Annotated in this window: 25 protein-coding genes and 1 tRNA gene; 12 read left to right on the top strand and 14 right to left on the bottom strand. The window is 71.8% G+C overall.

Annotated elements, in window-relative coordinates; all coding sequences use genetic code 11:
* The first annotated feature begins 26 nt into the window (after nucleotides 1-26).
* A complete protein-coding gene (locus tag ACP7BP_RS05260; protein ID WP_426243154.1) occupies nucleotides 27-629 on the top strand; it encodes a hypothetical protein in 603 nt (200 codons plus the stop codon).
* Nucleotides 630-908: 279 nt separating this feature from the next.
* Here ACP7BP_RS05260 and ACP7BP_RS05255 read toward each other — a convergent pair whose 3' ends face one another.
* The 4 genes from ACP7BP_RS05255 to mobA are packed head-to-tail and all read right to left on the bottom strand — an operon-like array spanning nucleotide 909 to nucleotide 3,546.
* Complete coding sequence (locus ACP7BP_RS05255) at nucleotides 909-1,538, bottom strand: bacterial proteasome activator family protein (RefSeq protein WP_426243152.1); 630 nt, start codon at nucleotides 1,536-1,538, stop codon at nucleotides 909-911.
* Between the two features lie 9 nt (nucleotides 1,539-1,547).
* The gene (locus ACP7BP_RS05250; protein ID WP_426243150.1) at nucleotides 1,548-2,531 is read right to left on the bottom strand and encodes an NAD(P)H-quinone oxidoreductase; all 984 of its coding nucleotides are present in this window, start codon (nucleotides 2,529-2,531) and stop codon (nucleotides 1,548-1,550) included.
* Nucleotides 2,532-2,572: 41 nt separating this feature from the next.
* On the bottom strand, nucleotides 2,573-2,899 hold the full coding sequence (locus ACP7BP_RS05245; RefSeq protein ID WP_426243149.1) for a DUF6457 domain-containing protein: 327 nt from the start codon (nucleotides 2,897-2,899) through the stop codon (nucleotides 2,573-2,575).
* Between the two features lie 56 nt (nucleotides 2,900-2,955).
* Nucleotides 2,956-3,546, bottom strand: a complete 591-nt coding sequence (gene mobA, locus ACP7BP_RS05240) for a molybdenum cofactor guanylyltransferase (RefSeq protein WP_426243147.1) — start codon at nucleotides 3,544-3,546, stop codon at nucleotides 2,956-2,958.
* 25 nt (nucleotides 3,547-3,571) lie between these two features.
* On the opposite strand from mobA, the gene ACP7BP_RS05235 reads away from it, so the two are divergent.
* The 5 genes from ACP7BP_RS05235 (at nucleotide 3,572) to ACP7BP_RS05215 (ending at nucleotide 6,779) form a co-directional block, all read left to right on the top strand.
* The gene (locus tag ACP7BP_RS05235) at nucleotides 3,572-4,339 is read left to right on the top strand and encodes a carbon-nitrogen hydrolase family protein (RefSeq protein ID WP_426243145.1); all 768 of its coding nucleotides are present in this window, start codon (nucleotides 3,572-3,574) and stop codon (nucleotides 4,337-4,339) included.
* Nucleotides 4,340-4,350: 11 nt separating this feature from the next.
* Nucleotides 4,351-5,448 carry a hypothetical protein gene (locus ACP7BP_RS05230; protein WP_426243143.1) on the top strand — a complete coding sequence of 366 codons (1,098 nt, stop codon included), beginning with the start codon at nucleotides 4,351-4,353 and terminating at the stop codon, nucleotides 5,446-5,448.
* 59 nt (nucleotides 5,449-5,507) lie between these two features.
* The gene (locus ACP7BP_RS05225) at nucleotides 5,508-5,735 is read left to right on the top strand and encodes a biotin/lipoyl-binding carrier protein (protein ID WP_426243141.1); all 228 of its coding nucleotides are present in this window, start codon (nucleotides 5,508-5,510) and stop codon (nucleotides 5,733-5,735) included.
* A gap of 44 nt (nucleotides 5,736-5,779) precedes the next feature.
* A tRNA-Ser gene (locus tag ACP7BP_RS05220) sits at nucleotides 5,780-5,869 on the top strand.
* A 256-nt stretch (nucleotides 5,870-6,125) separates the two neighbouring features.
* Entirely contained in the window at nucleotides 6,126-6,779 is a 654-nt protein-coding gene (locus ACP7BP_RS05215) for a hypothetical protein (RefSeq protein ID WP_426243139.1), read from the top strand.
* A gap of 185 nt (nucleotides 6,780-6,964) precedes the next feature.
* Here ACP7BP_RS05215 and ACP7BP_RS05210 read toward each other — a convergent pair whose 3' ends face one another.
* Nucleotides 6,965-7,438: a MarR family winged helix-turn-helix transcriptional regulator gene (locus tag ACP7BP_RS05210; protein ID WP_426243137.1), complete on the bottom strand. Its 474-nt coding sequence runs from the start codon at nucleotides 7,436-7,438 to the stop codon at nucleotides 6,965-6,967.
* A 61-nt stretch (nucleotides 7,439-7,499) separates the two neighbouring features.
* Between ACP7BP_RS05210 and ACP7BP_RS05205 the strand changes: the two genes are divergently transcribed.
* Both ACP7BP_RS05205 and ACP7BP_RS05200 read left to right on the top strand, forming a co-directional pair.
* Nucleotides 7,500-8,333, top strand: a complete 834-nt coding sequence (locus ACP7BP_RS05205; RefSeq protein WP_426243135.1) for a sulfurtransferase — start codon at nucleotides 7,500-7,502, stop codon at nucleotides 8,331-8,333.
* Nucleotides 8,334-8,339: 6 nt separating this feature from the next.
* Nucleotides 8,340-8,699: a hypothetical protein gene (locus ACP7BP_RS05200; protein WP_426243133.1), complete on the top strand. Its 360-nt coding sequence runs from the start codon at nucleotides 8,340-8,342 to the stop codon at nucleotides 8,697-8,699.
* Nucleotides 8,700-8,720: 21 nt separating this feature from the next.
* Here ACP7BP_RS05200 and ACP7BP_RS05195 read toward each other — a convergent pair whose 3' ends face one another.
* Complete coding sequence (locus ACP7BP_RS05195; RefSeq protein ID WP_426243390.1) at nucleotides 8,721-10,301, bottom strand: PucR family transcriptional regulator; 1,581 nt, start codon at nucleotides 10,299-10,301, stop codon at nucleotides 8,721-8,723.
* 149 nt (nucleotides 10,302-10,450) lie between these two features.
* Here ACP7BP_RS05195 and ACP7BP_RS05190 point away from each other — a divergent pair, with 149 nt between their 5' ends.
* Both ACP7BP_RS05190 and ACP7BP_RS05185 read left to right on the top strand, forming a co-directional pair.
* The gene (locus ACP7BP_RS05190; protein ID WP_426243131.1) at nucleotides 10,451-11,965 is read left to right on the top strand and encodes a CoA-acylating methylmalonate-semialdehyde dehydrogenase; all 1,515 of its coding nucleotides are present in this window, start codon (nucleotides 10,451-10,453) and stop codon (nucleotides 11,963-11,965) included.
* The gene (locus ACP7BP_RS05185; RefSeq protein ID WP_426243129.1) at nucleotides 11,958-13,355 is read left to right on the top strand and encodes an aspartate aminotransferase family protein; all 1,398 of its coding nucleotides are present in this window, start codon (nucleotides 11,958-11,960) and stop codon (nucleotides 13,353-13,355) included. The genes ACP7BP_RS05190 and ACP7BP_RS05185 overlap by 8 nt, the downstream gene beginning before the upstream one ends.
* Here the strand turns inward: ACP7BP_RS05185 and tadA are convergent.
* Nucleotides 13,346-13,840 carry a tRNA adenosine(34) deaminase TadA gene (gene tadA / locus ACP7BP_RS05180; RefSeq protein WP_426243127.1) on the bottom strand — a complete coding sequence of 165 codons (495 nt, stop codon included), beginning with the start codon at nucleotides 13,838-13,840 and terminating at the stop codon, nucleotides 13,346-13,348. The genes ACP7BP_RS05185 and tadA overlap by 10 nt on opposite strands.
* Nucleotides 13,837-14,322, bottom strand: coding sequence for a tRNA adenosine deaminase-associated protein (locus ACP7BP_RS05175; protein ID WP_426243125.1), 486 nt, complete (start codon nucleotides 14,320-14,322; stop codon nucleotides 13,837-13,839). The genes tadA and ACP7BP_RS05175 overlap by 4 nt, the downstream gene beginning before the upstream one ends.
* Before the next feature lie 118 nt (nucleotides 14,323-14,440).
* On the opposite strand from ACP7BP_RS05175, the gene upp reads away from it, so the two are divergent.
* Nucleotides 14,441-15,082, top strand: a complete 642-nt coding sequence (upp, locus tag ACP7BP_RS05170; RefSeq protein ID WP_426243123.1) for a uracil phosphoribosyltransferase — start codon at nucleotides 14,441-14,443, stop codon at nucleotides 15,080-15,082.
* 22 nt (nucleotides 15,083-15,104) lie between these two features.
* Here the strand turns inward: upp and ACP7BP_RS05165 are convergent, their stop codons facing one another.
* From ACP7BP_RS05165 to ACP7BP_RS05150, 4 genes are all read right to left on the bottom strand, one after another.
* The gene (locus tag ACP7BP_RS05165) at nucleotides 15,105-16,490 is read right to left on the bottom strand and encodes an NAD(P)(+) transhydrogenase (Re/Si-specific) subunit beta (protein ID WP_426243121.1); all 1,386 of its coding nucleotides are present in this window, start codon (nucleotides 16,488-16,490) and stop codon (nucleotides 15,105-15,107) included.
* On the bottom strand, nucleotides 16,487-16,798 hold the full coding sequence (locus tag ACP7BP_RS05160; RefSeq protein ID WP_426243119.1) for an NAD(P) transhydrogenase subunit alpha: 312 nt from the start codon (nucleotides 16,796-16,798) through the stop codon (nucleotides 16,487-16,489). Before ACP7BP_RS05160 ends, ACP7BP_RS05165 begins: the two co-directional genes overlap by 4 nt.
* A gap of 82 nt (nucleotides 16,799-16,880) precedes the next feature.
* The gene (locus ACP7BP_RS05155) at nucleotides 16,881-18,089 is read right to left on the bottom strand and encodes a Re/Si-specific NAD(P)(+) transhydrogenase subunit alpha (RefSeq protein WP_426243117.1); all 1,209 of its coding nucleotides are present in this window, start codon (nucleotides 18,087-18,089) and stop codon (nucleotides 16,881-16,883) included.
* 266 nt (nucleotides 18,090-18,355) lie between these two features.
* Entirely contained in the window at nucleotides 18,356-19,087 is a 732-nt protein-coding gene (locus tag ACP7BP_RS05150; protein ID WP_426243115.1) for a VIT1/CCC1 transporter family protein, read from the bottom strand.
* A gap of 84 nt (nucleotides 19,088-19,171) precedes the next feature.
* On the opposite strand from ACP7BP_RS05150, the gene ACP7BP_RS05145 reads away from it, so the two are divergent.
* Nucleotides 19,172-20,074 carry an NAD(P)H-binding protein gene (locus tag ACP7BP_RS05145; RefSeq protein ID WP_426243113.1) on the top strand — a complete coding sequence of 301 codons (903 nt, stop codon included), beginning with the start codon at nucleotides 19,172-19,174 and terminating at the stop codon, nucleotides 20,072-20,074.
* On the opposite strand, the gene ACP7BP_RS05140 is transcribed toward ACP7BP_RS05145, so the two are convergent.
* Nucleotides 20,057-20,743 carry a CPBP family intramembrane glutamic endopeptidase gene (locus tag ACP7BP_RS05140; RefSeq protein WP_426243111.1) on the bottom strand — a complete coding sequence of 229 codons (687 nt, stop codon included), beginning with the start codon at nucleotides 20,741-20,743 and terminating at the stop codon, nucleotides 20,057-20,059. The two genes, ACP7BP_RS05145 and ACP7BP_RS05140, sit on opposite strands and share 18 nt — an antisense overlap.
* 4 nt (nucleotides 20,744-20,747) lie before the next feature.
* On the bottom strand, nucleotides 20,748-21,338 hold the full coding sequence (thpR, locus tag ACP7BP_RS05135) for an RNA 2',3'-cyclic phosphodiesterase (protein ID WP_426243109.1): 591 nt from the start codon (nucleotides 21,336-21,338) through the stop codon (nucleotides 20,748-20,750).
* Nucleotides 21,339-21,385 lie beyond the last annotated feature (47 nt).

Here is a 21,385-nt window from a genome sequence, read left to right as displayed (position 1 = left end):
CGGGTGCGGCCCGTAGAGTGTCCGGCATGTCCGTGATCAGCCTCGCCCCCGTACGCCTGGGACGGCAGGCCCTCGTCGTGCTGCTGCTGGCCCTGAGCGGGGTGGTGCTCACCCAGCTGCCGGCACACGCGTGCACCTGCATCCAGCAGACGTTCAAGGACCAGGCCACCGCCGCCGACGTCGTCTTCACCGGTGTCATCGACTCGGTCTCGGCGCCGAGCGCCGGTTCCGTGACCTACTCGGTCACTGCCGACCGGGTCTTCAAGGGCGGGCTCGGCGGTGCCGCGGTGGCGGTCACGAGCCCTGCCCAGACCAGTGCCTGCGGGCTGGGGGAGCTGTCCAGCGACCGGCCCTACGTCTTCCTGGTGGCCCGCTCCGGCACGGCCTACACCGCCGAGTCGTGCGGAGGTACGGCGCCGGTGTCGACCGACGTCAACGAGCGGGTCGGTCGGCTGCTCGGTCCGGGCGAGCCCGTGACCGCGGTCGCGGCGCCCGAGAGCGCGACGTACACCCAGGTCGAGACGGCGGCGCCCACCGACCTGGCCAGGCTGGCCGCGCCCGGCGCGGCGCTGGTGATCGTCGGCCTGCTGGGGCTGGCGGTGGTCCGGCGGCTCGGCCGCCGTACCTGACGGTCGGCCGGGTCGCCGGTCTCAGGGGGCCCGTGGCTTTTGTTGGAACGTTCGCGCAACGCTGGTTGTGCGAACGTTCCAACAACGGCACAGGGCTCCCCGGCTGGAGGTACCTGCCCCACCTGACGGTCCGGCGGGTCGCCGGTCTCAAGGCCCCGTGGCTTTTGTTGGAACGTTCGCGCAACGCTGGTTGTGCGAACGTTCCAACAACGGCCCAGGGCTCCCCGGCTGGAGGTACCTGCCCCACCTGACGGTCCGGCGGGTCGCCGGTCTCCCCGGCTAGAGGTACATGCCCCCGGAGCCGCCCTCCGTGTGCTCGGCGGCCTGAGGGCTGGGCTGCTGCCCCGGCGCACCAGGCTGCCCCGGCTGCTGCCCGGGCGCACCGGGCAGAGCGCGACGCATCTGCTCCAGCTGGGCCCGGGAGACCATCTGCTGGGCATAGATCGCGGTCTGGATGCCGTGGAAGAGGCCCTCGAGCCAGCCGACCAGCTGGGCCTGCGCGATCCGCAGCTCGCCCTCGCTCGGCGTACCTTCCTCGGTGAACGGCAGCGACAGCCGCTCCAGCTCCTCGACGAGCTCGGGCGCCAGCCCGGACTCCAGCTCCTTGATCGAGGCGGCGTGGATCTCCTTGAGCCGGTGGCGGCTGGCCTCGTCGAGCGGCGCCGCCTTCACCTCCTCGAGCAGCTGGCGGATCATGCTGCCGATCCGCATCACCTTGGCCGGCTGCTCGACGAGCTCGGCGACGTGTCGCTCGCCGTTGCCGTCCTCCTCGGCCGCCTGCCCGTCTGCCTGGGGGTCCTGGGAGGCCTGGTCCACGGCCTGCTCGATGGACGACGCCGGGACGGTGCCGAGGGGCTGGCCGTCGGGTCCGATGACCAGCACGTGCCCTTCGGGGATCTGCTCGCTCATGGCGTCAGCCTAGTCCGCGACCGTGAGCACGATCTTGCCCACGTGCTCGCTCTGGTCCATCAGCCGGTGCGCCTCGGCGACCTCGGCCAGCGGCAGCGTCGTGTGTACGACGGGGCGCACCGCGCCCTGCGCCACCAGGGGCCACACGTGCTCGGCGACGGCTGCGCAGATCGCCTCCTTCTCCACGGGGGGCCGGGCGCGCAGCGTCGTGGCGATCACTGCGCCGCGCTTGCGCAGCAGCTTGCCGATGTCGAGCTCTCCCTTCGTCCCGCCCTGCATGCCGATGATGACCAGCCGGCCCTCGGTGGCAAGGGCGTCGAGGTTGCGGTCGAGATATGCGGCGCCCATGTTGTCGAGGACCACGTCCGCGCCGTGGCCGTCGGTGACGTCCTTCACGACCGCCACGAAGTCGTCGTCGCGGTAGTTGATCGTCACGTCGGCGCCCAGCTCGGCGCAGACCGCGAGCTTCTCGGCCGAGCCCGCGGTCGTCAGGACCCTGGCGGAGAGGGCCGAGGCCAGCTGGATCGCGAAGGTGCCGATGCCGCCGGCGCCGCCGTGCACCAGGAGGGTCTCGCCAGGCTGCAGCCCGGCGACCATGAAGACGTTCGACCACACGGTGCAGGCGACCTCGGGCAGTGCCGCGGCGGTGACGAGGTCGATGCCCGCCGGCACTGGCAGCAGCTGGCCGGCCGGCACGGCCACCAGCTCGGCGTACCCGCCGCCGGTGAGCAGCGCGCACACCTCGTCGCCGACGGACCACCCCTCGACTCCCGCGCCGAGGCCGACGATCCGGCCGCTGCACTCGAGGCCGATGACCTCCGACGTCCCGGGCGGCGGCGCGTAGTGGCCCTGCCGCTGCAGGGTGTCGGCCTTGTTGACCGCCGTCGCGACGACCTCGACGAGCACCTCACCCGGGGCCGGGACAGGGTCGGCGACCTCACCGAGCGACAGGACTTCGGGGCCTCCGGCGGCGGAGGCGATCACGGCACGCATGCCGACAGCCTAGGAGCCCTCCCGGCGGAGCCGCGGAGGGCTCAGTCCGGGAACTCGTCGCTGGAGTGGTCGACCTCGACGTCGTCGGGGACGTCGTCGTCGATGTCGGCGACCGGGTCCCTGGCGTCCGCCGGCCGGTCCCAGCCCTCCGCGAGCACCTGGGCGGCGGCCGCCAGCTGCTCGACGCGCTCGGGGTTGGCGCCGTGAGAGGCCGAGGCGAAGCCGAGGAGGAAGGTGGTGATCGGCGCCGACTTCCTCTCCACGTTGTGCGCGGAGGTGCGGGCCAGGTCGAGGATCAGGGCCTCGTCCACCTCGGCCTCGATGTCGAGGACGTCGCAGAGCTCGTCGATCCAGTCGTGCAGGTTCACAGCCACCACAGTTCCCAATCCGCGCCCCACTGGCAAGTCCGACTCGCGCCGTCTCGCTATCCGTGCAGGTCGCGGAGGTCGGCCCAGGTGTCGACGTCGCGACCCTCGTCGCCCTCGGCCTCCACCTCGGCGACCGTGAGGGGAGCGAGCAGCCGGTGCAGGGCCATGCCGTGCTGACCCTCGCGGTCGGGGCGCACCGCGTCGAGCCGCGCGGTGCGGACCACTCCGGCGAGCTGGCGGCGGCCGGACCCGTCGACGAGCAGCGCCGCGTCGTACCCGGTGGCGGCCTCACGCAGCCGCCGGAACGTGTACGCCGTCACCCGCGGCATGTCGACCGCCAGCACGCCGAGCCAGGCCGGCGGCTGCGCCAGCGCGTCACGACCGGTGAGCAGCCCGTCGACCGGGCCGCCCAGGGGCGGGTCCTCGCGGACGAACGTCACCGGGCGCTCGGTGGGCACCGTGGGCCCGACCACCACGACCTCGTCGGCGTCGACGAGGGCCTCGAGGGCCAGCGCCAGGAGGGTCCGGCCGGCGACCTCGAGTCCCGCCTTGTCGACCCCGCCCATCCGGGCGGCGGTGCCCCCGGCGAGCACGACCGCCGAGAAGGCCGGCCCGGCGCCGGTCGGGTGCTGGGGTTCGTTGTCCACGGGATCAGGGTGGCAGGCTGGGTGCGTGACCGGACAGCTGCGGGTAGCGCTCGTGCAGGAGGCGTCGACGCTCGACCCCGACCACAACCGCGGACGGATCAGCGAGCTGACCCCGCCCGACGCCGACCTCGTGGTCTTCCCCGAGGCGTTCCAGCGCGACTTCGGTGAGCCCGGTGGCGACCTCGCGCCGTACGCCGAGACCCTCGACGGCGCCTTCGCCACCGAGGTGGCGGCGGTGGCGGGCGAACGCGCGACCACGATCGTCGCCGGCATGTTCGAGCCCGGGCCCGACCGCGCCCGACCGTTCAACACCCTGGTGGTGCGCGGCGGCGCCGAGGCGTCGTACCGGAAGATCCATCTCTACGACTCGTTCGGCTACCGCGAGTCCGATCGGCTGTCGGCGGGGCCACTCGAGCCGGTGACGTTCGAGCTCGGCGGGTTCACCATCGGCCTGATGACCTGCTACGACCTGCGCTTCCCGGAGCTCGCGCGGGCTCTCGTCGACGCCGGCGCCGACGTGCTGGTCGTGCCGGCGGCGTGGGTGGCCGGCGACCGCAAGGTCGACCACTGGCGCACCCTCGCCCGCGCCCGCGCGATCGAGAACACCGTCTACGTCGTCGCCTGCGGGCAGCCGGCGCCGCGCTACAGCGGGCACTCCACGATCGTGGGTCCCCTCGGCGACGTGGTGGCGGAGGCCGGCCCGGACGCCGAGGTCGTGCGGGGGGTGCTGGAGGCCTCCGCGATCGTCGAGGCCCGGCGTACCAACCCCTCGCTGGCCAACCGCCGACGGTAGCCTCTCTGCTCGTGTCCACACCCCGAGGCGGCCGTCGTGCCGCCGCGCGTCCGTCGTCGCGCCGCGGGCGGACGCGGGCCCGGAGGTCGGAGCAGCCGCTCACCGACGCGCCGCCGCCCCCACGGCCCCCGCGGGAGCGTCGCTGGGGCGGCCGGACCCCGCGAGTCCTGTGGCTCGTGGTCCTGCTGGCAGGGGTCGTTGCGCTGGGCTGCGCGGTCGCCGACATCGGGCCGGCCTGGCTCGACGGCGCGGGCGGGACCGCGGTCAGCTCCGCCTACACGTGGGCTCTCGCGGCGCGCACCGGCGGCCGCCCGCTGGTCTTCGCCGGGCTGGCCGCATTGATGGGGGTGGTCACCGTCGTCACCGACCTCGAGGTCCTCTCCGGTGGAGCGGCGGTGCTGACCTGTGTCGTGAGCGGCGTGCTGGCCGTGATGATGACCGTGCCCGCGGCGTCCTACCTCCTGGCGGTGCGGGAGACCCTGATCGCGTGCTGCATCGCCGCCGTGGGCGCCTTCGCCACCGTCGGCTTCGAGCCCAACGCCGACCGCGAGCGGTTCGAGTACCTCACCCTCGCCGTCGGCTTCGTGCTCGTCCTCGTGCTCGTCTTCCGCCTCGGGGCCGGCCTCCACGGGCTCGGCCGGCGCGGACTGCTCGTCGTGGTCGTCGGCTCGCTCGTGCTCGCCCTGACCATCGCGTACGCCGAGCTGTTGCGGCGCTACGGCATCGCCTCGGTGGTCGAGCCGGCGCTCGACGTCGTCCGGTGGAGCCGCGAGAACCTGCGTGCGTTCCCTCGCCCGATCGTGGTCCTGCTCGGCATTCCGGCGCTGGTGTGGGGGATCCACATGCGCGCCCGCCGACGCCAGGGCTGGTGGGTGTGCGCGTTCGGCGTGGCCGCGACCCTGCCGGTGGCGCAGTCGCTGGTCAACCCACAGGGCTCGTTCGTCGAGGCCGCGCTGCAGACGGTGTACGGCATCCTGCTGGGCCTGGTCGTCGGCTACCTGGTGATCCGCACCGATCTCGCGCTGACCGGCTCCCGCGGCAGCCGGGCCCGGGCCGAGGAGGCGGCTGCGGCCCACCGTCCCGAGCCGTCGCGCTTCCGTTCGCTCTGACGGCGCGGCCCGAGCACGGCGATCACGCTTACGTGCGAGTAGCCGCTAGCGTCCTGTCCATGGCCCGCGACACGAGTACCGAGATCCTCGCCGAGATGGTCGCCAACGTGCTGAGCGTGGCGTTCGAGGTGGGCGAGAGCGTCGCCGTGGGCGACACCGTCGTCCTCCTGGAGTCGATGAAGATGGAGATCCCGGTGATCGCCGAGCGCTCCGGCACGGTCGCGGCCGTCAAGGTCGCCACCGGGGACGTCGTACAAGAGGGCGATGTGCTGCTCGTCCTGGCCTGACGGCCGATTTAGCCGCCCCGCTGACGTCCGGTAACCTCTCCGGCGGTGGCGTGTCCGAGCGGCCTAAGGAGAACGCCTCGAAAGCGTTTGTCGGTGCAAGCCGACCGAGGGTTCAAATCCCTCCGCCACCGCCAGCAAAGTGGCCCCTGACCTGCGGAAACGCGGAGCAGGGGCCACTGTGGGTTCTCGCCCGTGCCAGATACGTGCACGCATAGCCAACGAGTGTGGTTGTGACCAAGCAGCGCCACAGCGGCTGCCGCCCTGACGAGGTACGGGTGTGGTCGCGCATCTGGGCTTTCAGCGTGAGTGAGGCCATCCGGAGTCCCGACGGTGACGAAGACACCACAAGGGCCGGTCGACCGGCCACCACCTTTCACGATGGAGGACCCCATGCAGCACCGAAAGCTCTACGCCGGTCTCGGCGGAATCCTCATGGCTGGCACCGTTGCGGTTGCCGGCATCCAGGCCAGCAACGCCTCCGAGTCCGCCTCTTCCCCGGCGGCGACGCCCACCGTCGCGCTCGACGCCCGGCTCCACGCGCTGAACGACTCGGGTGCCACCGGCCACGCGCACGTCGAGTTCAAGGGAAAGAAGGCCCACGTCCGCATCGACGCCCGCCGCCTCGCGAAGGGTCTTCCGCACGCACAGCACCTGCACTTCGGTGCTGACGCGCGCCACGAGTGCCCCAGCGTCTTCGACGACTCCAATGTCGACCACCGGTTGAACGTTGCCGAGGGCGTGCCGGCCTACGGTCCCATCCTGAGGTCACTGACGACCAAGGGTGACACCAGCCCGGAGAGCGGCCTTGCGGTCGACCGCTTCCCGATCACTCCGAACGGGGTCGAGCGCTACGAGCGGTCCATCAACTTCTCCCCTGGCGCGGTGACCCGCGCGATCAAGCACGGCAAGGGTGTCGTCGTCATCCACGGCGTCGACCACAACGGCAACGGCACCTATGACTTCGAAGGTGCCGGGGTCAGCGAACTCGACCCGAACCTGCCTGCCGAGGCCACCGACCCGGCACTATGCGGGGTCCTTCGCTGAACCGAAGCCGTTGAAACGTCTGGCCCCGCCCCTGTAGCAGGGGCGGGGCCCTGCGGACCACCAAAGCAGCGTGAGTGATTCAGCGGGTCGGGGGATGGCGCAGTCACCGGCTCGACGCAGGAGCCTTCACCGGTCGATGCTCTGGTGGACGCTCGACCCGTGCGAGGGCGGCGGCAGCGGAGCGCTCAGGCCTCGGCGGCGGCCTGCTTCGCCGCGGCGATGACGCCGGTGAGCCGGGCGTGCAGGTCGATGAGCTCGTCGAGGTCCATGTCGAGCCGTTCGAGGATCGTGCCGGGCACCTCCAGGGCCTTCTCCCGCAGGGCGCGACCCTTCTCGGTCAGCACCACTGCCAGGGACCGCTCGTCGGCGGGGTCCCGGTCGCGTCGGAGGAGATCGGCGGACTCCAGGCGCTTCAGCAGACGCGACAGCGTCCCGGGATCGAGGTCCAGCATCCGGCTGAGGTCTATGACGGACAGCGGCTCGGAGCCCCACAGGGCCAGCATGACCAGGTACTGCGGGTGGGTCAGCCCCATCGGCTCCAGCACCGGCCGGTAGACCGAGATCACCGTCCGTGACGCCACGGCTAGGGCGAAGCAGACCTGCCGCTCCAGGGCAAGCGGGTCCTCGATCCGAGATGGATTACCGGTGGGAGCTGTCATATGCCTATCCTAGCAATCATTGCTACAGCAAGGGTTGTCCTAACAAGGAAAAGAGGGTCCCATGAGCCGCGACACCGCTCTCGTCACCGCCGACTGGCTCGAGCCCAGGCTGGGTCAGTCCGGACTCGTCGTCATCGAGGTCGATGAGGACGCCGACGCCTACGGCGTCAACCACATCCCCGGCGCCATCGCCCTGCACTGGCGAGACGACCTGCAGCACCCCGGCAGCCGCGACGTGATCGACCGCGCCGGCTTCGAGCAGCTCCTCGGCGCCAAGGGTGTCGCTCGCGACGACACGGTCGTGCTGTACGGCGGCAACAACAACTGGTTCGCCGCGTACGCGTACTGGTACTTCAAGCTCTACGGACATCGCGACGTCCGGCTCCTCGACGGCGGCCGCAAGCTCTGGGAGCTCGAAGGGCGCACCCTGGTCAGCGACCAGGTCACCCGCCCGGAATCGGCGTACGTCGCCCAGGACGCCGACCCCGCGCTGCGCGCCTACCGTGACGACGTGCTGGCCGCCCTCGGCACCGAGGTCACCATCATCGACGTGCGCTCCCCGCAGGAGTTCTCCGGCGAGATCCTCGCTCCGGCGCACATGACCCAGGAGCAGCCCCAGCGCCGCGGCCGGGTGCCCGGTGCGGTCAACGTGCCGTGGTCCACGTCCGCCAACGACGACGGCACCTTCAAGAGCGACGACGAGCTCCGCGCCCTGTACCAGCGAGCCGGAGCCGCGCTCGACGGCGGTGAGACGATCGTCTACTGCCGCATCGGCGAGCGCAGCGCGCACACCTGGTTCGTCCTCAGCGAGCTCCTCGACCAGCCGTCCGTCCGCAACTACGACGGCTCCTGGGTCGAGTACGGCTCCCTCATCGGCGCTCCGATCGAGCTCTGAGACCTCATGACTTCCTACGACGAGGCGCGGGCCGCCCGGCGGCGCCGGCACCTGATGGACCCCAACGCACCACGCCCCACCCGCGACCCCGACGCGGACCGGAGCCTGACCCGGGTGCAGCAGTGGGTGATGTCCACCCTGGCCGTGACCACCATCCTCCATCTCTCGGCTGGACTGATCCTGGCTGCCGTCTTCCTGCCGCACCCCACGCGCGGCGCCGAGGTGGTCCTCAGCCTCATCGCCGGGGCATTCGCAGCCATCGCGATCGGCGCCGGGCTCGCCATCCACGGCCGGCACCTCCTCAGCTGGTGGCTCCTCCTCGGCCTCGTCCCGACCGCCGTAGGGCTCTGGCTCACGCGGTCCTGACCCGAGGACGCAACCTCACCGTCAGGGCTCGAGCAGGTCGGCGGCCAGCAGCGCGACGTGCAGGGACACCCGGATGTCCGGGTCGTCCAGGTCGGCGTCGATGAGACGCTCCACCTTGGCCAGCCGGTCGTAGAAGACGGGCCGGGACACGTGCAGGCTGGCGGCCGCCCGGGACTTGCTGGCCGGGTGCTCCACCAGGGCCTGCACCGCTGCCAGCAGGTCGGTGCCCCACTGGGCGTCGTGGCGCCGGATGACCTCCAGCTCGCGGTCGACGAACATCACCAGTCGCTCGTCGGTGCCCAGCAGGGCCAGCAGCCCGCGCAGGTGCACGTCCTCGAGGCGGTGGACGGGCGGCCCGGAGTCATGCTCGCGCACCGAGGAGAGCACGTGACTGGCCTCGCGGAGGGTGCGGTCGATCTCGGCGACAGCGGTGGTGGGCCGGCCAGATCCGATGGTCACCGCGTGGCCGCGTCGGACCTTCGCGCCGAGCTCGTCCACGACGCGCGACGACCTCGTCGACGTCGCCAGCGACAGGAGCACGCGTACGTCGCGGTCGACGTAGCAGACCAGCGCCGGCGCCTTGAGCTTGTGCGCGGCCTGGACCGTGGCCGCGATCACCGCCTCCACCTGCGTGCCCGGCGGCGATCCCGCCTCGCCGGTCGCCGGCCGCGGACGCATCGTGATCCCGACGAACTGACGACCGGTGACGGGCAGCCCGGCGATCTCGCAGCGGCGCAGCACGTCGCTGTCGGTCGGATCGTTCAGCAGGCCCACGATCAGCTCGTGGTGCATCCGTCTCACCACGCTGTCGCGATGCCGGTCGTGCAGCCGGTGCAGCGCCAGTGCGGCGGCGGCGCGTTCCGCCACGGCCACCAGCCGCTGCGTCGGCTCAGCGGGGGACTGCACGATCAGGCGCCCCCAGTCGCGACCCCGCTTGCCGAGCCGCGTGACCAGCCAGCCCTGCCCGGCGTCCCAAGCCGTCCGTCCGTCGACGCGCACCCGCTGGGAGCGGGCTCGCCAGTCGGCGAGGAACACGTCGATGTCAGAGGGGCCGGCCAGGTAGTCGACCACCTGGTTGTCCTCGCTCTCGAGCACGACAGCGACCCCGGAGAGCCGCTGCACCGCCTCGAGGACCTCACGAGGGCCGGCCTCGGCGATGCTCAGCTCGGTGAAGGTGTCGTGCACGCGCTGGGCCTCGCGCAGCTCCTCGAGCTGCTCGTCGACGACCCGCTCGCCGACGGCCTGGGCCACAGAGGCGAACCGGACCTCGCGGCCCAGTGCCACCAGCGGCAGCCCGAGGTCCTCGCAGGCCTCGACCAACGGCGCGGGCAGCTTCGCCCACCGGCGACCGAGCTCGATCATCACTCCCGCGGCGCCGCTGTCGTCCAGCGACGCGGCGAAGCCGCGCAGTCCCTCCTCGGTGTCCGGCAGGGCGATCCCCGTGCTGAGCACCAGGTCGCCGCCCCGGAGCAGCGGGGCGATGTCGACGAGCTCCGTCGAGTGGACCCACCGGACGTTGCGGTGCAGTCCGCGGCGGCCGGCCACGACGACGGCGTCGGCCGCGCGCACCGGGGCCATGGCCAGGACCTCTGCGACGGTCACCTCGGCCAACGCGGCACCGCCTCTGTGCGGGTATGGGCTGCTCGGCAGCGACAATATGTCGGGGATATGCACCGAATCCTACACATCGCCGGGCCCCGATCGGGCAGGTCGGCCCTCACGATGGTCACTCGAACCCGAGGGAGCCATCAATGACCAACTCGATCACGCACTGGGCCGACGGAGCCGCCTTCAGCGGCGACTCAGGGCAGTGGGCTGACGTCACCAACCCCGCCACCGGGCGGGTCTCCGGCCGCGTGGCCCTGGCCAGCCGTGCCGACGCCAACCACGTCATCGCCTCGGCCAAGCGCGCCGCAGCCGGCTGGGGGACCACGTCGCTGGCGCGCCGTACGCAGGTCCTCTTCTCCTTCCGCGAGCTGCTCAACAGCCGCAAGGAGGAGCTCGCCGTCCTGATCACCGCCGAGCACGGCAAGGTCCACTCCGACGCGCTGGGCGAGATCTCTCGCGGCCAGGAGGTCGTGGAGTTCGCGTGCGGCATCTCCCACCTCCTCAAGGGCGGGCACTCCGAGTCCGCCTCGACCGGCGTCGACGTGCACTCCAAGCGGGACCCGCTGGGTGTCGTGGGCATCATCAGCCCCTTCAACTTCCCGGCCATGGTCCCGATGTGGTTCTTCCCCGTCGCCATCGCGGCGGGCAACGCGGTCGTCCTCAAGCCCAGCGAGAAGGACCCCTCCGCAGCCCTGTGGATGGCGGACCTGTGGAAGGAGGCCGGTCTCCCGGACGGCGTCTTCAACGTGCTGCAGGGCGACAAGGGCGCAGTCGACGCGCTCCTGGAGAGCCCCGACGTCGCCGCCATCAGCTTCGTCGGCTCGACGCCCATCGCTGAGTACGTCTACGAGCAGGCCAGCCGCAACGGCAAGCGCGTCCAGGCCCTGGGCGGCGCCAAGAACCACATGGTCGTCCTTCCCGACGCCGACCTCGACCTCGCTGCCGACGCCGCCGTCAACGCCGGCTACGGCAGCGCCGGCGAGCGGTGCATGGCCATCAGCGTCCTCGTCGCGGTCGAGCCGATTGCCGACGACCTGGTCGCCAGGATCGCCGAGCGCACGGGCACCCTGCGGATCGGCGACGGAAGCAAGGAGGCCACCGCCGAGGCGGACATGGGTCCCCTGGTGACCCTGGCGCACCGCGACCGCGTCGCGGGGTTCATCGACTCCGGCGAGGCCGCTGGAGCGAAGCTGGTCGTGGACGGTCGAGGGATCGCCGTCAACGGCGACGAGAGTGGCTTCTGGCTCGGCCCCACGCTCTTCGACCACGTCACGCCCGAGATGGAGATCTACCAGGAGGAGATCTTCGGCCCCGTCCTCAGCGTCGTCCGGGTCAAGACCTACGACGAGGCCGTGGAGCTCATCAACAGCAACGAGTACGGCAACGGCACGGCGATCTTCACCAACGACGGGGGCGCCGCCAGGCGCTTCGAGCAGGACGTCGAGGTCGGCATGATCGGCATCAACGTGCCCATCCCGGTCCCGGTGTCCTACTACTCCTTCGGCGGCTGGAAGCGCTCGCTGTTCGGCGACACCCACGCCCACGGCGTCGAGGGCGTCCACTTCTTCACCCGGGGCAAGGTCGTGACCTCGCGCTGGATCAACCCGGCTGCCCGTCCCGAGGGCGGCCTCGAGCTGGGGTTCCCGCGCAATGACTGACACGACGCTGAGGCCGCAGACCACGTCGACCACGGGCCGCAATGAGACCCTCGCGCGCGCCTACGCCGACCCCGACCGGGCCTATGAGCTCGACCGCCGGCACGTGTTCCACTCGTGGTCGGCCCAGGCCCTCATGGACCCGATGGTGGTGAGCAGGGCCGAGGGCTCCTACGTCTGGGACCGCGAGGGCAACAAGCTGCTCGACTTCACCTCGCAGCTCGTCTTCACCAACCTCGGCCACCAGCACCCGCGGATCATCCAGGCCATCCAGCAGCAGGCGGCCGACCTGTGCACGGTGGCGCCGGGCTACGTCAACGGTGCCCGCTCCGAGGCTGCGCGGCTCATCACCGAGCACACCCCCGGCGACCTCGACCACGTGTTCTTCACCAACGGTGGGGCCGATGCCAACGAGCACGCCATCCGGATGGCCCGCCTCCACACCGGCCGGCACAAGGTCCTGTCGACCTACCGGTCCTACCACGGCGGCACCCAGCTGGCCGTCAACGTCACCGGCGACCCGCGCCGCTGGGCCAACGACAACGGGACCCAGGGGACAGTGCACTTCTTCGGGCCGTTCCTCTACCGCAGCCCCTTCCACTCCAGCAACGAGGCGGAGGAGTGCCAGCGCGCGCTCGAGCACCTCGAGCAGCTCATCGCCTTCGAAGGCCCATCCACGATCGCGGCGATCCTGCTGGAGTCCATCCCGGGGACCGCGGGCATCATGATCCCGCCGCCGGGCTACCTGCAGGGCGTCCGCGAGCTCTGCGACCGGCACGGGATCATCCTCATCACCGACGAGGTGATGTCGGGCTTCGGCCGGTCCGGCAAGTGGTTCGCGGTCGAGCACGCCGGCGACGTCGTACCGGACCTGCTCACCTTCGCGAAGGGCGTGAACTCCGGCTACGTCCCGCTGGGGGGTGTCGCCATCAGCGACGCGATCTATGCGACCTTCGCCGAGCGGGCCTACCCGGGCGGGCTCACCTACTCGGGCCACCCCCTCGCGTGCGCGGCTGCCGTCGCGACCATCGAGACGATGGAGGACGAGGGCGTCGTCGAGCACGCCGCCCGACTCGGTGACGAGGTGTTCGGGCCGGGCCTCAGCCGGCTGGCGGAGAAGCACGACTGGATCGGCGAGGTCCGGGGCACCGGTGCCTTCTGGGCGCTGGAGCTAGTCCGGGATGAGCAGACCCGGGAGCCACTGGCTCCCTACGGCGGGTCCAGCCCGGAGATGGGCGCGATCCTGGCGGCCTGCACCCGTCGGGGCCTGCTGCCCTTCGCGAACTTCAACCGCATCCACGTCGTCCCCCCGCTGACGATCTCAGGAGAGGACGCCCGTGCGGGCCTCGACATCCTCGACGAGGCACTCACCGAGGCGGCTGCTCAGGCGTGAAGCCCTGACCGGTCGCCGGGGCCGGCTCGGTGCGTCGCGAAGAACGCGTCGAGCAGCGCCGTGCTCTCGGTGGCCAGGACGCCGGAGACGACCTCGGGGCGGTGGTTGAGCCGCCGGTCGCGCACGACGTCCCAGAGGCTGCCGACGGCGCCGGCCTTGACGTCGTGGGCGCCGAAGACGACGCGGGCGACGCGGGCGAGCACGGCGGCGCCGGCGCACATCGTGCAGGGCTCGAGGGTGACCACGAGCGAGCAGCCCTCCAGTCGCCACTCGCCCCGGACGAGAGCGGCTTCCCGCAGCGCCACGACCTCGGCGTGCCCGGTCGGGTCGTGTGCGGCCTCCCGGACGTTGCGGCCGCGCCCGATGACCTCGCCGTCGCCGGAGAGTACGACGGCTCCGATGGGCACGTCCTCGGTGTCCAGGGCGCCGCGGGCCTCGGCCAGGGCCAGCCGCATGGCCGGCGCCCACTCATCGGTGGGGGTCATGCAGAGGTGAGCCCGACGACGTCGTCGAACTGCTCGCCGCACCCGATCCTCCGAGCGATGTCGGACAGCATCTCGTCGGGGTAGAGCTCGAAGTCGTCGAGGAGCACGGCCATGTCCATGGCGTGCATGCCCAGGTCGCCGAGGAGGTCGAGGTCTCCGGCCGGCACCTGCTCGTCGTCGTCGTCGAGACCGGGCAGCCCGAGGAACTCGGCGGCGGAGCTGGCCAGCTCCCACTCGTCAGCGGCCGTCACGTCGGAGAGCAGCACGCGGGTGCTCGCCCCGGCCACGCGGACGAGGACGAAGAAGTCCTCGTCCACGGCGACCATGCCCACGGCACCGCCGTCACCCGGGAAGCGGCGCAGGGCGTGCGCGAGCGTCTCCACCGACTCGAGCACCGGGTGGGCGATCTCCTGGACCTGCCAGTGCCCCTCCTCGCGATACGCGGCCACAGCGAAGTCGACCCCGTCGGCCATGTCAGGCATGTCGATCCCCTCTCCGTGCGCGCCAGAACCGTCGGTTCCAGAGTGGCAGATGTGCGCCCCGCGGCCAACCCCGATTGCGACCGATGCCGGGACGCCTGGCTGCACTAGGGTTCCGGCCATGCGCACCCACGTCGTCGACCACCCCCTCGTGGCCCACAAGCTCACCACTCTCCGCGACGAGTCGACCGACTCTCCGACCTTCCGCCGGCTCGCCGACGAGCTGGTGACCCTCCTCGCCTACGAGGCCACCCGCGACGTGCGCGTCACCACGGTCGACATCACCACCCCGGTCGCCCCCGCCACGGGAGTGAAGCTCGCCGCGCCCAAACCGCTCGTCGTACCCATCCTGCGCGCGGGTCTCGGGATGCTCGACGGGATGATGCGGCTGCTGCCCACCGCCGAGGTGGGCTTCCTGGGCATGGTGCGCAACGAGACCACCCTGGAGGCCTCGACCTACGCCGAGCGGCTGCCCGACGACCTCTCCGGCCGCCAGTGCTACGTGCTCGACCCGATGCTGGCCACCGGCGGGACGCTCGCGGCCGCGATCCGCTTCCTGACCAACCGCGGCGCCGACGACATCACCGCCATCTGCCTGCTGGCCGCGCCCGAGGGCTGCGCCCGGCTGGAGCAGGCGATCTCCGACATCGCCGTGCCGGTCACCGTCGTCACCGGCGCCATGGACGAGAGGCTCAACGACAAGGGCTACATCGTGCCCGGCCTCGGCGACGCCGGCGACCGGCTGTACGGCGTGGTGGGCTGACGCCCTGACCCGAGCCGGCCGCTCAGAGGGCCTTGACGGCGCTGAGCAGCTTGCCCATCGTGTCCTTGGCGTCGCCGAAGAGCAGTGAGGTCCTCTCGTCGAAGAGCAGCTCGTTCTCGATCCCGGCGAAGCCGGGACGCATCGAGCGCTTCATGAAGATGACCTGCCTGGCCTCGTCGACGTTGAGGATCGGCATGCCGTAGATGGGCGCTCCGGGTGACGTCTTGGCCGCCGGGTTGACGACGTCGTTGGCCCCGACGACGAGCACGACGTCGGTCTCCTTGAAGTCGCCGTTGATCTCGTCCATCTCGCGCAGCTGCTCGTAGGGCACCTGCGCCTCGGCCAGCAGCACATTCATGTGGCCGGGCATGCGCCCCGCGACCGGGTGGATCGCGTAGTCGACCTGCGCGCCGCGCTCGACGAGCACGTCGACCAGCTCGCGCAGCGTGTGCTGTGCCTGGGCCACGGCGAGGCCGTAGCCGGGCACGATGATCACGCGATCGGCGTACGCCAGCGAGATCGCGGCGTCCTCGGGGCCAACCGAGCGCACGGGCCGGTCGGAGGCCTCGCCGCCGCCCAGCGTCGAGCCGCCCTTGAGGGCGCCGAAGAGGATGTTGGGGACCGAGCGCCCCATCGCCTTGGCCATCAGGAGGGTGAGGAACGTGCCCGAGGCGCCGACCAGGGTGCCGGCGACCAGCAGCACGGTGTTGGACAGCACGTAGCCGCCCGCCGCGACGGTGAGGCCGGTGAAGGCGTTGAGCAGCGAGATGACGATCGGCACGTCGGCGCCGCCCACCGGCAGCACCAGCAGCAGGCCGAAGGCCAGGCCGAGCAGCGCGAGCACGATGCCGACCCACATCGCGGGGCCCTCCACCAGCACGACCGAGAGCGCGATCGACGCGATGGCCACGCCTGCGAAGGCGATCGGCAGGCCGGGGAACACCACCGGTCGTGACGTCATGAGGTCCTGCAGCTTGGCGAACGTGACCACCGAGCCGGCGAACGACACGGAGCCGACGACGATCGTGAACGCCGTCGCCGCGAGGACGAACCAGCCGATCGACTCACCGAAGGGAAGGATCTCGTCGAGCTCGAGCAGGGCTACGAGGGCGGCAGCGCCGCCGCCGACGCCGTTGAACAGGGCCACCATCTGCGGCATCTGGGTCATCTGCACCGTGCGGGCGCCGTACACGCCGCCGACGGTGCCGACCGCGATCGCCACCAGGATGAGCGGGACGTTCTTCATGTCCTCGAGGTAGAAGAACGGCAGCGCGCACGCCACCACCGCGGCGGCGGCGCCGATGAGGTTGCCGGTGCGGGCGGTCTTCGGGCCGGACAGGCCCTTGAGCGCGAGGATGAAGCCGACAGCGCAGAGCAGGTAGACGAACTGTGCCCAGACCGGGATCACTTCGTGCCTCCCGCGGTCGGGGCGGCCGGGGCCTTCTTGCGGGTGAACATCTGCAGCATCCGGTCGGTCACGACGAAGCCGCCCACCATGTTGACCGTGGCCAGCACGATCGCCACCAGGCCCACCACGACGCCGACGCCGTCCATGTGCACGGTCACCAGGATCGCGCCGAGCAGGATGACGCCGTGGATGGCGTTTGCCCCGGACATCAGCGGCGTGTGCAGCGTCGAGGAGACCTTGGAGATCACCTCGATGCCGACGAACACGCTGAGGATGAAGATCGTCAGCCAGACGATGGCGATGCTCACTGCTCGACTCCTTCGCTCGCAGTGCGAGCGCAACCGCGCGGTCCGCCGTCGGGTGTCAGACCGACGCGCTCTCTCGCTTCGCTCACTGCTGGGCCTCCTGGTCGAAAAGCTGGTCCTCGGGGGGGTCGGCCGGCGGCGGGTCGTCCGGTGGCACCGGCGCCGGGCCCTCGATCGCCTCCCGCGTCGGCTCGTGCCGGATCGCGCCGCCGTGGGTGACGCAGGCACCGGCCACGATCTCGTCGTCGAAGTCGGGGGCGAAGGTGCCGTCCGCGGCCTCCGTGCTGGTCATCAGGGTCAGCAGGTTGACGATGTTCTGCGCGTAGAGCCGCGAGGCGGGTCCCGGCATCTGCGACGGCACGTTGCGCCCGCCCCAGACCTGGGCGTGGCCGATGCGCACGACCTCGCCGGCCACGGACCCCTCGACGTTGCCGCCGGTCTCGGCGGCCAGGTCGACCACGACCGACCCGGGCCTCATCTCCTCGATCATGGCCGCGGTCACCAGCATCGGCGCCTGGCGCCCCGGCACGGCGGCGGTGGTGATCAGGGCGTCCGCGGCGGCGATGTAGGGGGTGAGCAGCTCCCGCTGACGGGCCGCGCGGTCCTCGGTCATCTCCCGCGCGTAGCCACCGGCGCCCTCGAGCGTCTCCAGCTCGAGGTGGATCGGCTTCGCGCCCATCGACGCGATCTCCTCGGCGGCGGCGGCTCGGACGTCGTAGGCCCTGACGACCGCGCCGAGGCGCTTGGCCGTGGCGATCGCCTGCAGGCCGGCGACCCCGGCACCGAGTACGACGACCTCCGCGGGCTGCACGGTGCCGGCCGCGGTCATGTTGAGCGGGAAGAAGCGCCGCAGCATCCCGGCGGCCACGATCGCGCTGCGGTAGCCGGCGACGAGGGCCTGCGAGGACAGCGCGTCCATCGACTGAGCACGGGAGATGCGCGGCACGAGCTCCATGGCGAACGACGTGACGCCGCAGTCGCGCAGGTCGGTGACCACGTGGTGCTCGGTGCTGACCGGGAGGAAGGAGATCGTGGCCGCGCCACGCTTGAGGCGGCGTACGGCGTCGGTGGCCAGCGGCTGCACCGACACGACCACGTCCGCGTCGGAGAGGGCGTCCTCCTCGAGGGTGGCGCCCGCCTCGGCGTACTCCGCATCGTCGATGAGCGTGTGCTCGCCCGCCCCTGGCTCCACAGCGACGGCGTACCCGAGTCCGGTCAGCTTGCCGACCAGCTCCGGCACCATCGCGACACGAGCCTCACCGTCACGGGTCTCCCTTGCCACTGCGATCTTCACGGTCGCAACCTAGGGGACTTTGCCTCCCGCGTGCACCCGTCTCACCCGGTGTCGCCGAAAGACTGCCGCGGACCACCTCCGGCGAGCTCGTTGAGTTGCGCCCCCGTGCCCCGCGAGTTGCGCCTCCGTACCGCCCGCGGGGGACAGGGACGCGACTCGACGGATACGACGGCGCGACTCGACGGGTACGACGGCGCGACTCGACGGATACGACGGCGCGACTCGACGGGTACGACGGCGCGACTCGACGGGTACGACGGCGCGACTCAGAGGTGGACGCCGACGACCGACCCGATGCCGTAGGTCACCGCCATCGCGAGCAGACCCCCCGCGACGTTGCGGACGACGGCGCGTCCTGCGGGGCTGCGGCCCAGGGTGGCGCTGGCCCAGCCGGTGAGCGCGAGGGCGACGAGTACGGCGCCGACGGTGACGCCGAGCCGGGCGCCGGGCGGCGCGAGCACGATGGTGAGCAGCGGCAGCAGGGCGCCGAGCGTGAACGAGACCATCGATGCCCACGCGGCCTGCCACGGGTCGGTGAGCGCGTCGGGGTCGATGCCGAGCTCCGCCTCGGCGTGCGCGCCGAGCGCGTCGTGGGCCGTCAGCTGCCGGGCGACCTCGAGGGCGAGATCGGGTTCGAGTCCCTTGGCGGCGTAGATCTCCGCCAGCTCCACGAGCTCCTCCTCCGGCATCTCGGCCAGCTCGCGCGTCTCCTTGCGCAGGAGTGCGCGCTCGGAGTCGCGCTGGGTGCTGACCGAGACGTACTCACCGGTGGCCATGCTCATCGCGCCGGCCACCAGGCCCGCGACGCCGGCCACCAGGATCTGGGTGCGATCGCTGGTCGCTCCGGACACGCCGACCACGATGCCGGCGGTCGACACGATGCCGTCGTTGGCGCCCAGCACGGCGGCTCGCAGCCAGTTCAGCCGCGAGGCGAAGCCGCCATCGTGCGGCTCGTCGTCGTGGGGGCCGACCTGCACGTCGGCGGACTCGGTGCTCATGGCGTCATCGTTCAAGGTGGACGCACGGGCCGCAACCAAGGCAAGGCAGGGCTGGCCCGCGCCGCCGTCGCCTATGGTCGTCACATGGCGCGCGTGCTGGTCACCGGCGCGACCGGCTTCGTCGGTCGCCGGCTGGTCCCCGCCCTCGTGGGCGAAGGTCACGAGGTGCGCGCCATGACGCGCCGTGCATCGTCGTACGCCGGAGAGGGCGAGGCCGTCCAGGGAGACGTGCACGACCCAGGCTCGCTGACTGAGCCGATGCAGGGTGTGGAGATCGCCTACTACCTCGTGCACTCGCTCGACGACCAGGACTTCGAGCGCAAGGACGCCGACGCCGCGCGCGCCTTCGGGACGGCCGCGGCCGACGCGGGCGTGCGGCAGATCATCTACCTGGGCGGCCTCGGTGGCGACGACCAGGACCTGTCGGCCCACCTGCGGTCGCGGCGGGAGGTCGAGGGCCTGCTCGGCGAGGCGGGGGTGCCGGTCACCGTGCTGCGCGCGGCGATCGTGGTCGGCGCGGGTGGCATCTCGTGGGAGATCACCCGGCAGCTCGTCAAGAACCTGCCGGCCATGGTCGTGCCGCGGTGGGCGACGACGAAGACCCAGCCGATCGCCCTGGACGACGTGGTCCGCTACCTGGTCGGGGTGGCCGGTCACGACGACGCGATGGGCCGGGTCTTCGAGATCGGCGGCCCCGACCGGCTGAGCTACGTCGAGATGCTGCAGGTCGCCGCCGAGGTCGACAGCGGCTCACGGGTGCCGATCGTCACGGTGCCGGTGCTGACCCCCCGGCTGTCGTCGTACTGGCTGGCACTGGTCACCGACGTCGACGCGACCACCGGCCGCAACCTCATCGACTCCATGGGCACCGAGGTCGTCGTGAGCGAGCAGTCGATCCGCGAGGTCGTGCCCGGCGAGCCGCTGACGTACGCCGAGTCCGTCCGCCGCGCGCTGGAGGACTCGCAGGCCTCAGAGGACGACGGGTAGCACGCAGAGCATCGCGACCCCCCAGGCCGCGTGCGTCAGCACCGGAGCCAGGATGCCGCCGGACGCGCGGCGCTCGAGCCCCACCACGACCCCGAGCAGCAGCGCCGCGAACGTCAGCATCACGTTGCCGGCCGCGGCCGTCGTGAGCGCGTAGACGACCGACGTGACAGCGACCTGGTGGCGGCGGATCGCGGCGTAGAGGGCGCCGCGGAAGAAGAGCTCCTCCGCGACGCCGTTGAGCACCGTGATCAGCAGCAGGAGGGGCACCAGCCCCTGGTCGGCGTACCCGGTCACGCTGCGCACCTGGTCAGCCAGCATCGGGACCTCCCGCACGACGAGCGCGCCGGCCACGAAGACGCCGGCCAGGGCGAGCCCGATGAGCACGGGCTGGACGACCGGTCGAGCTGCGTGCTCGTCGGTGCCGACGCGGCCGAGGTGGAGGGGGCCGGAGGCGAGCGCGCCGACTGCCCAGACCGTCGCGAGCCCGAGCGTGGCGAGATAGAACCACGCACTGCCCTGCTCGATGCGCAGGGTCACGCCGAGGACGGCACCGCCGACCAGGATGGTGGCGACGCTGACCAGCCGCCGCCGGCGGAAGGCCGCGTCGGTCTGCCAGTGCTCGCGCGGCGTCACGTCCCACAGGTGACGGCGCAGCAGACCTCGGACCATCCCCTCAGCCTTGCACGGCCCCGGGGGCCAGCCGGAACGTCTCGACGACCTCGTAGCGAGGCAGTTTGCGCGGACCCTCCCCGAGGTACGACGCCACGAGCGCGATCTCGTCGAGCGACCAGGCGGGGCCGCGGTAGCCGTCCAGCAGCCGCACCCAACGGGTCAGGTTGTCGGGGTGGCCCAGCCGGGCGAGCGTCAGGTGCGGATGGAACCGCTGCCCGTCGACCGTCGCGCCGGCCTTGCCGGCCGCCGCCCGGGCGCCGACGGCGAGCCGGCGCAGCTCCTCGACATCGTCGGGCCCGCCGTCGAGCTCGAGTCCGGCGACCAGCACCCGGCCCCGGTCGGGGTGGGGGAAGGCGCCGCCCCCCGCGACTCTGACGGTCATCGCGGTGCGCTTCGCCGTGGCCCGGGTCAGCCGGTCAGAGAGGTCGTCGAGCGAGCGGTCGGGCACCTGCGCCATGAAGGCGAGCGTGACGTGCCAGTGCTCCGGGAGGGTCCATCGGAAGGGGGCTGCCGCGCGACGCGCGGACAGGAAGTCGTCGAGGTCCTCGACCACGTCGTCGGGCGGCACGGCCGCGGCGAACATGCGGGTCATGTGATCAGCCTCCTCGGCTTCGAGGCTCCTCGCTGCGCTCGTCGCAC

This window comes from Nocardioides sp. LHG3406-4 (assembly GCF_049897745.1).
Classification (GTDB): Bacteria; Actinomycetota; Actinomycetes; order Propionibacteriales; family Nocardioidaceae; genus Nocardioides.
Note: the sequence above shows the minus strand (reverse complement) of the source record. Positions and strands in the feature narration are given on the sequence as shown.

What these genes read in the sequence shown, in the direction of transcription:
- ACP7BP_RS05260 (WP_426243154.1), top strand. Translation starts at nt 27, where the DNA reads ATGTCCGTGATCAGCCTCGCCCCCGTACGCCTGGGACGGCAGGCCCTC.
- ACP7BP_RS05255 (WP_426243152.1), bottom strand. Translation starts at nt 1,538, where the DNA reads ATGAGCGAGCAGATCCCCGAAGGGCACGTGCTGGTCATCGGACCCGAC.
- ACP7BP_RS05250 (WP_426243150.1), bottom strand. Translation starts at nt 2,531, where the DNA reads ATGCGTGCCGTGATCGCCTCCGCCGCCGGAGGCCCCGAAGTCCTGTCG.
- ACP7BP_RS05225 (WP_426243141.1), top strand. Translation starts at nt 5,508, where the DNA reads ATGGCCCGCGACACGAGTACCGAGATCCTCGCCGAGATGGTCGCCAAC.
- ACP7BP_RS05215 (WP_426243139.1), top strand. Translation starts at nt 6,126, where the DNA reads ATGCAGCACCGAAAGCTCTACGCCGGTCTCGGCGGAATCCTCATGGCT.
- ACP7BP_RS05210 (WP_426243137.1), bottom strand. Translation starts at nt 7,438, where the DNA reads ATGACAGCTCCCACCGGTAATCCATCTCGGATCGAGGACCCGCTTGCC.
- ACP7BP_RS05205 (WP_426243135.1), top strand. Translation starts at nt 7,500, where the DNA reads ATGAGCCGCGACACCGCTCTCGTCACCGCCGACTGGCTCGAGCCCAGG.
- ACP7BP_RS05200 (WP_426243133.1), top strand. Translation starts at nt 8,340, where the DNA reads ATGACTTCCTACGACGAGGCGCGGGCCGCCCGGCGGCGCCGGCACCTG.
- ACP7BP_RS05190 (WP_426243131.1), top strand. Translation starts at nt 10,451, where the DNA reads ATGACCAACTCGATCACGCACTGGGCCGACGGAGCCGCCTTCAGCGGC.
- ACP7BP_RS05185 (WP_426243129.1), top strand. Translation starts at nt 11,958, where the DNA reads ATGACTGACACGACGCTGAGGCCGCAGACCACGTCGACCACGGGCCGC.
- tadA (WP_426243127.1), bottom strand. Translation starts at nt 13,840, where the DNA reads ATGACCCCCACCGATGAGTGGGCGCCGGCCATGCGGCTGGCCCTGGCC.
- ACP7BP_RS05175 (WP_426243125.1), bottom strand. Translation starts at nt 14,322, where the DNA reads ATGCCTGACATGGCCGACGGGGTCGACTTCGCTGTGGCCGCGTATCGC.
- upp (WP_426243123.1), top strand. Translation starts at nt 14,441, where the DNA reads ATGCGCACCCACGTCGTCGACCACCCCCTCGTGGCCCACAAGCTCACC.
- ACP7BP_RS05150 (WP_426243115.1), bottom strand. Translation starts at nt 19,087, where the DNA reads ATGAGCACCGAGTCCGCCGACGTGCAGGTCGGCCCCCACGACGACGAG.
- ACP7BP_RS05145 (WP_426243113.1), top strand. Translation starts at nt 19,172, where the DNA reads ATGGCGCGCGTGCTGGTCACCGGCGCGACCGGCTTCGTCGGTCGCCGG.
- ACP7BP_RS05140 (WP_426243111.1), bottom strand. Translation starts at nt 20,743, where the DNA reads ATGGTCCGAGGTCTGCTGCGCCGTCACCTGTGGGACGTGACGCCGCGC.
- thpR (WP_426243109.1), bottom strand. Translation starts at nt 21,338, where the DNA reads ATGACCCGCATGTTCGCCGCGGCCGTGCCGCCCGACGACGTGGTCGAG.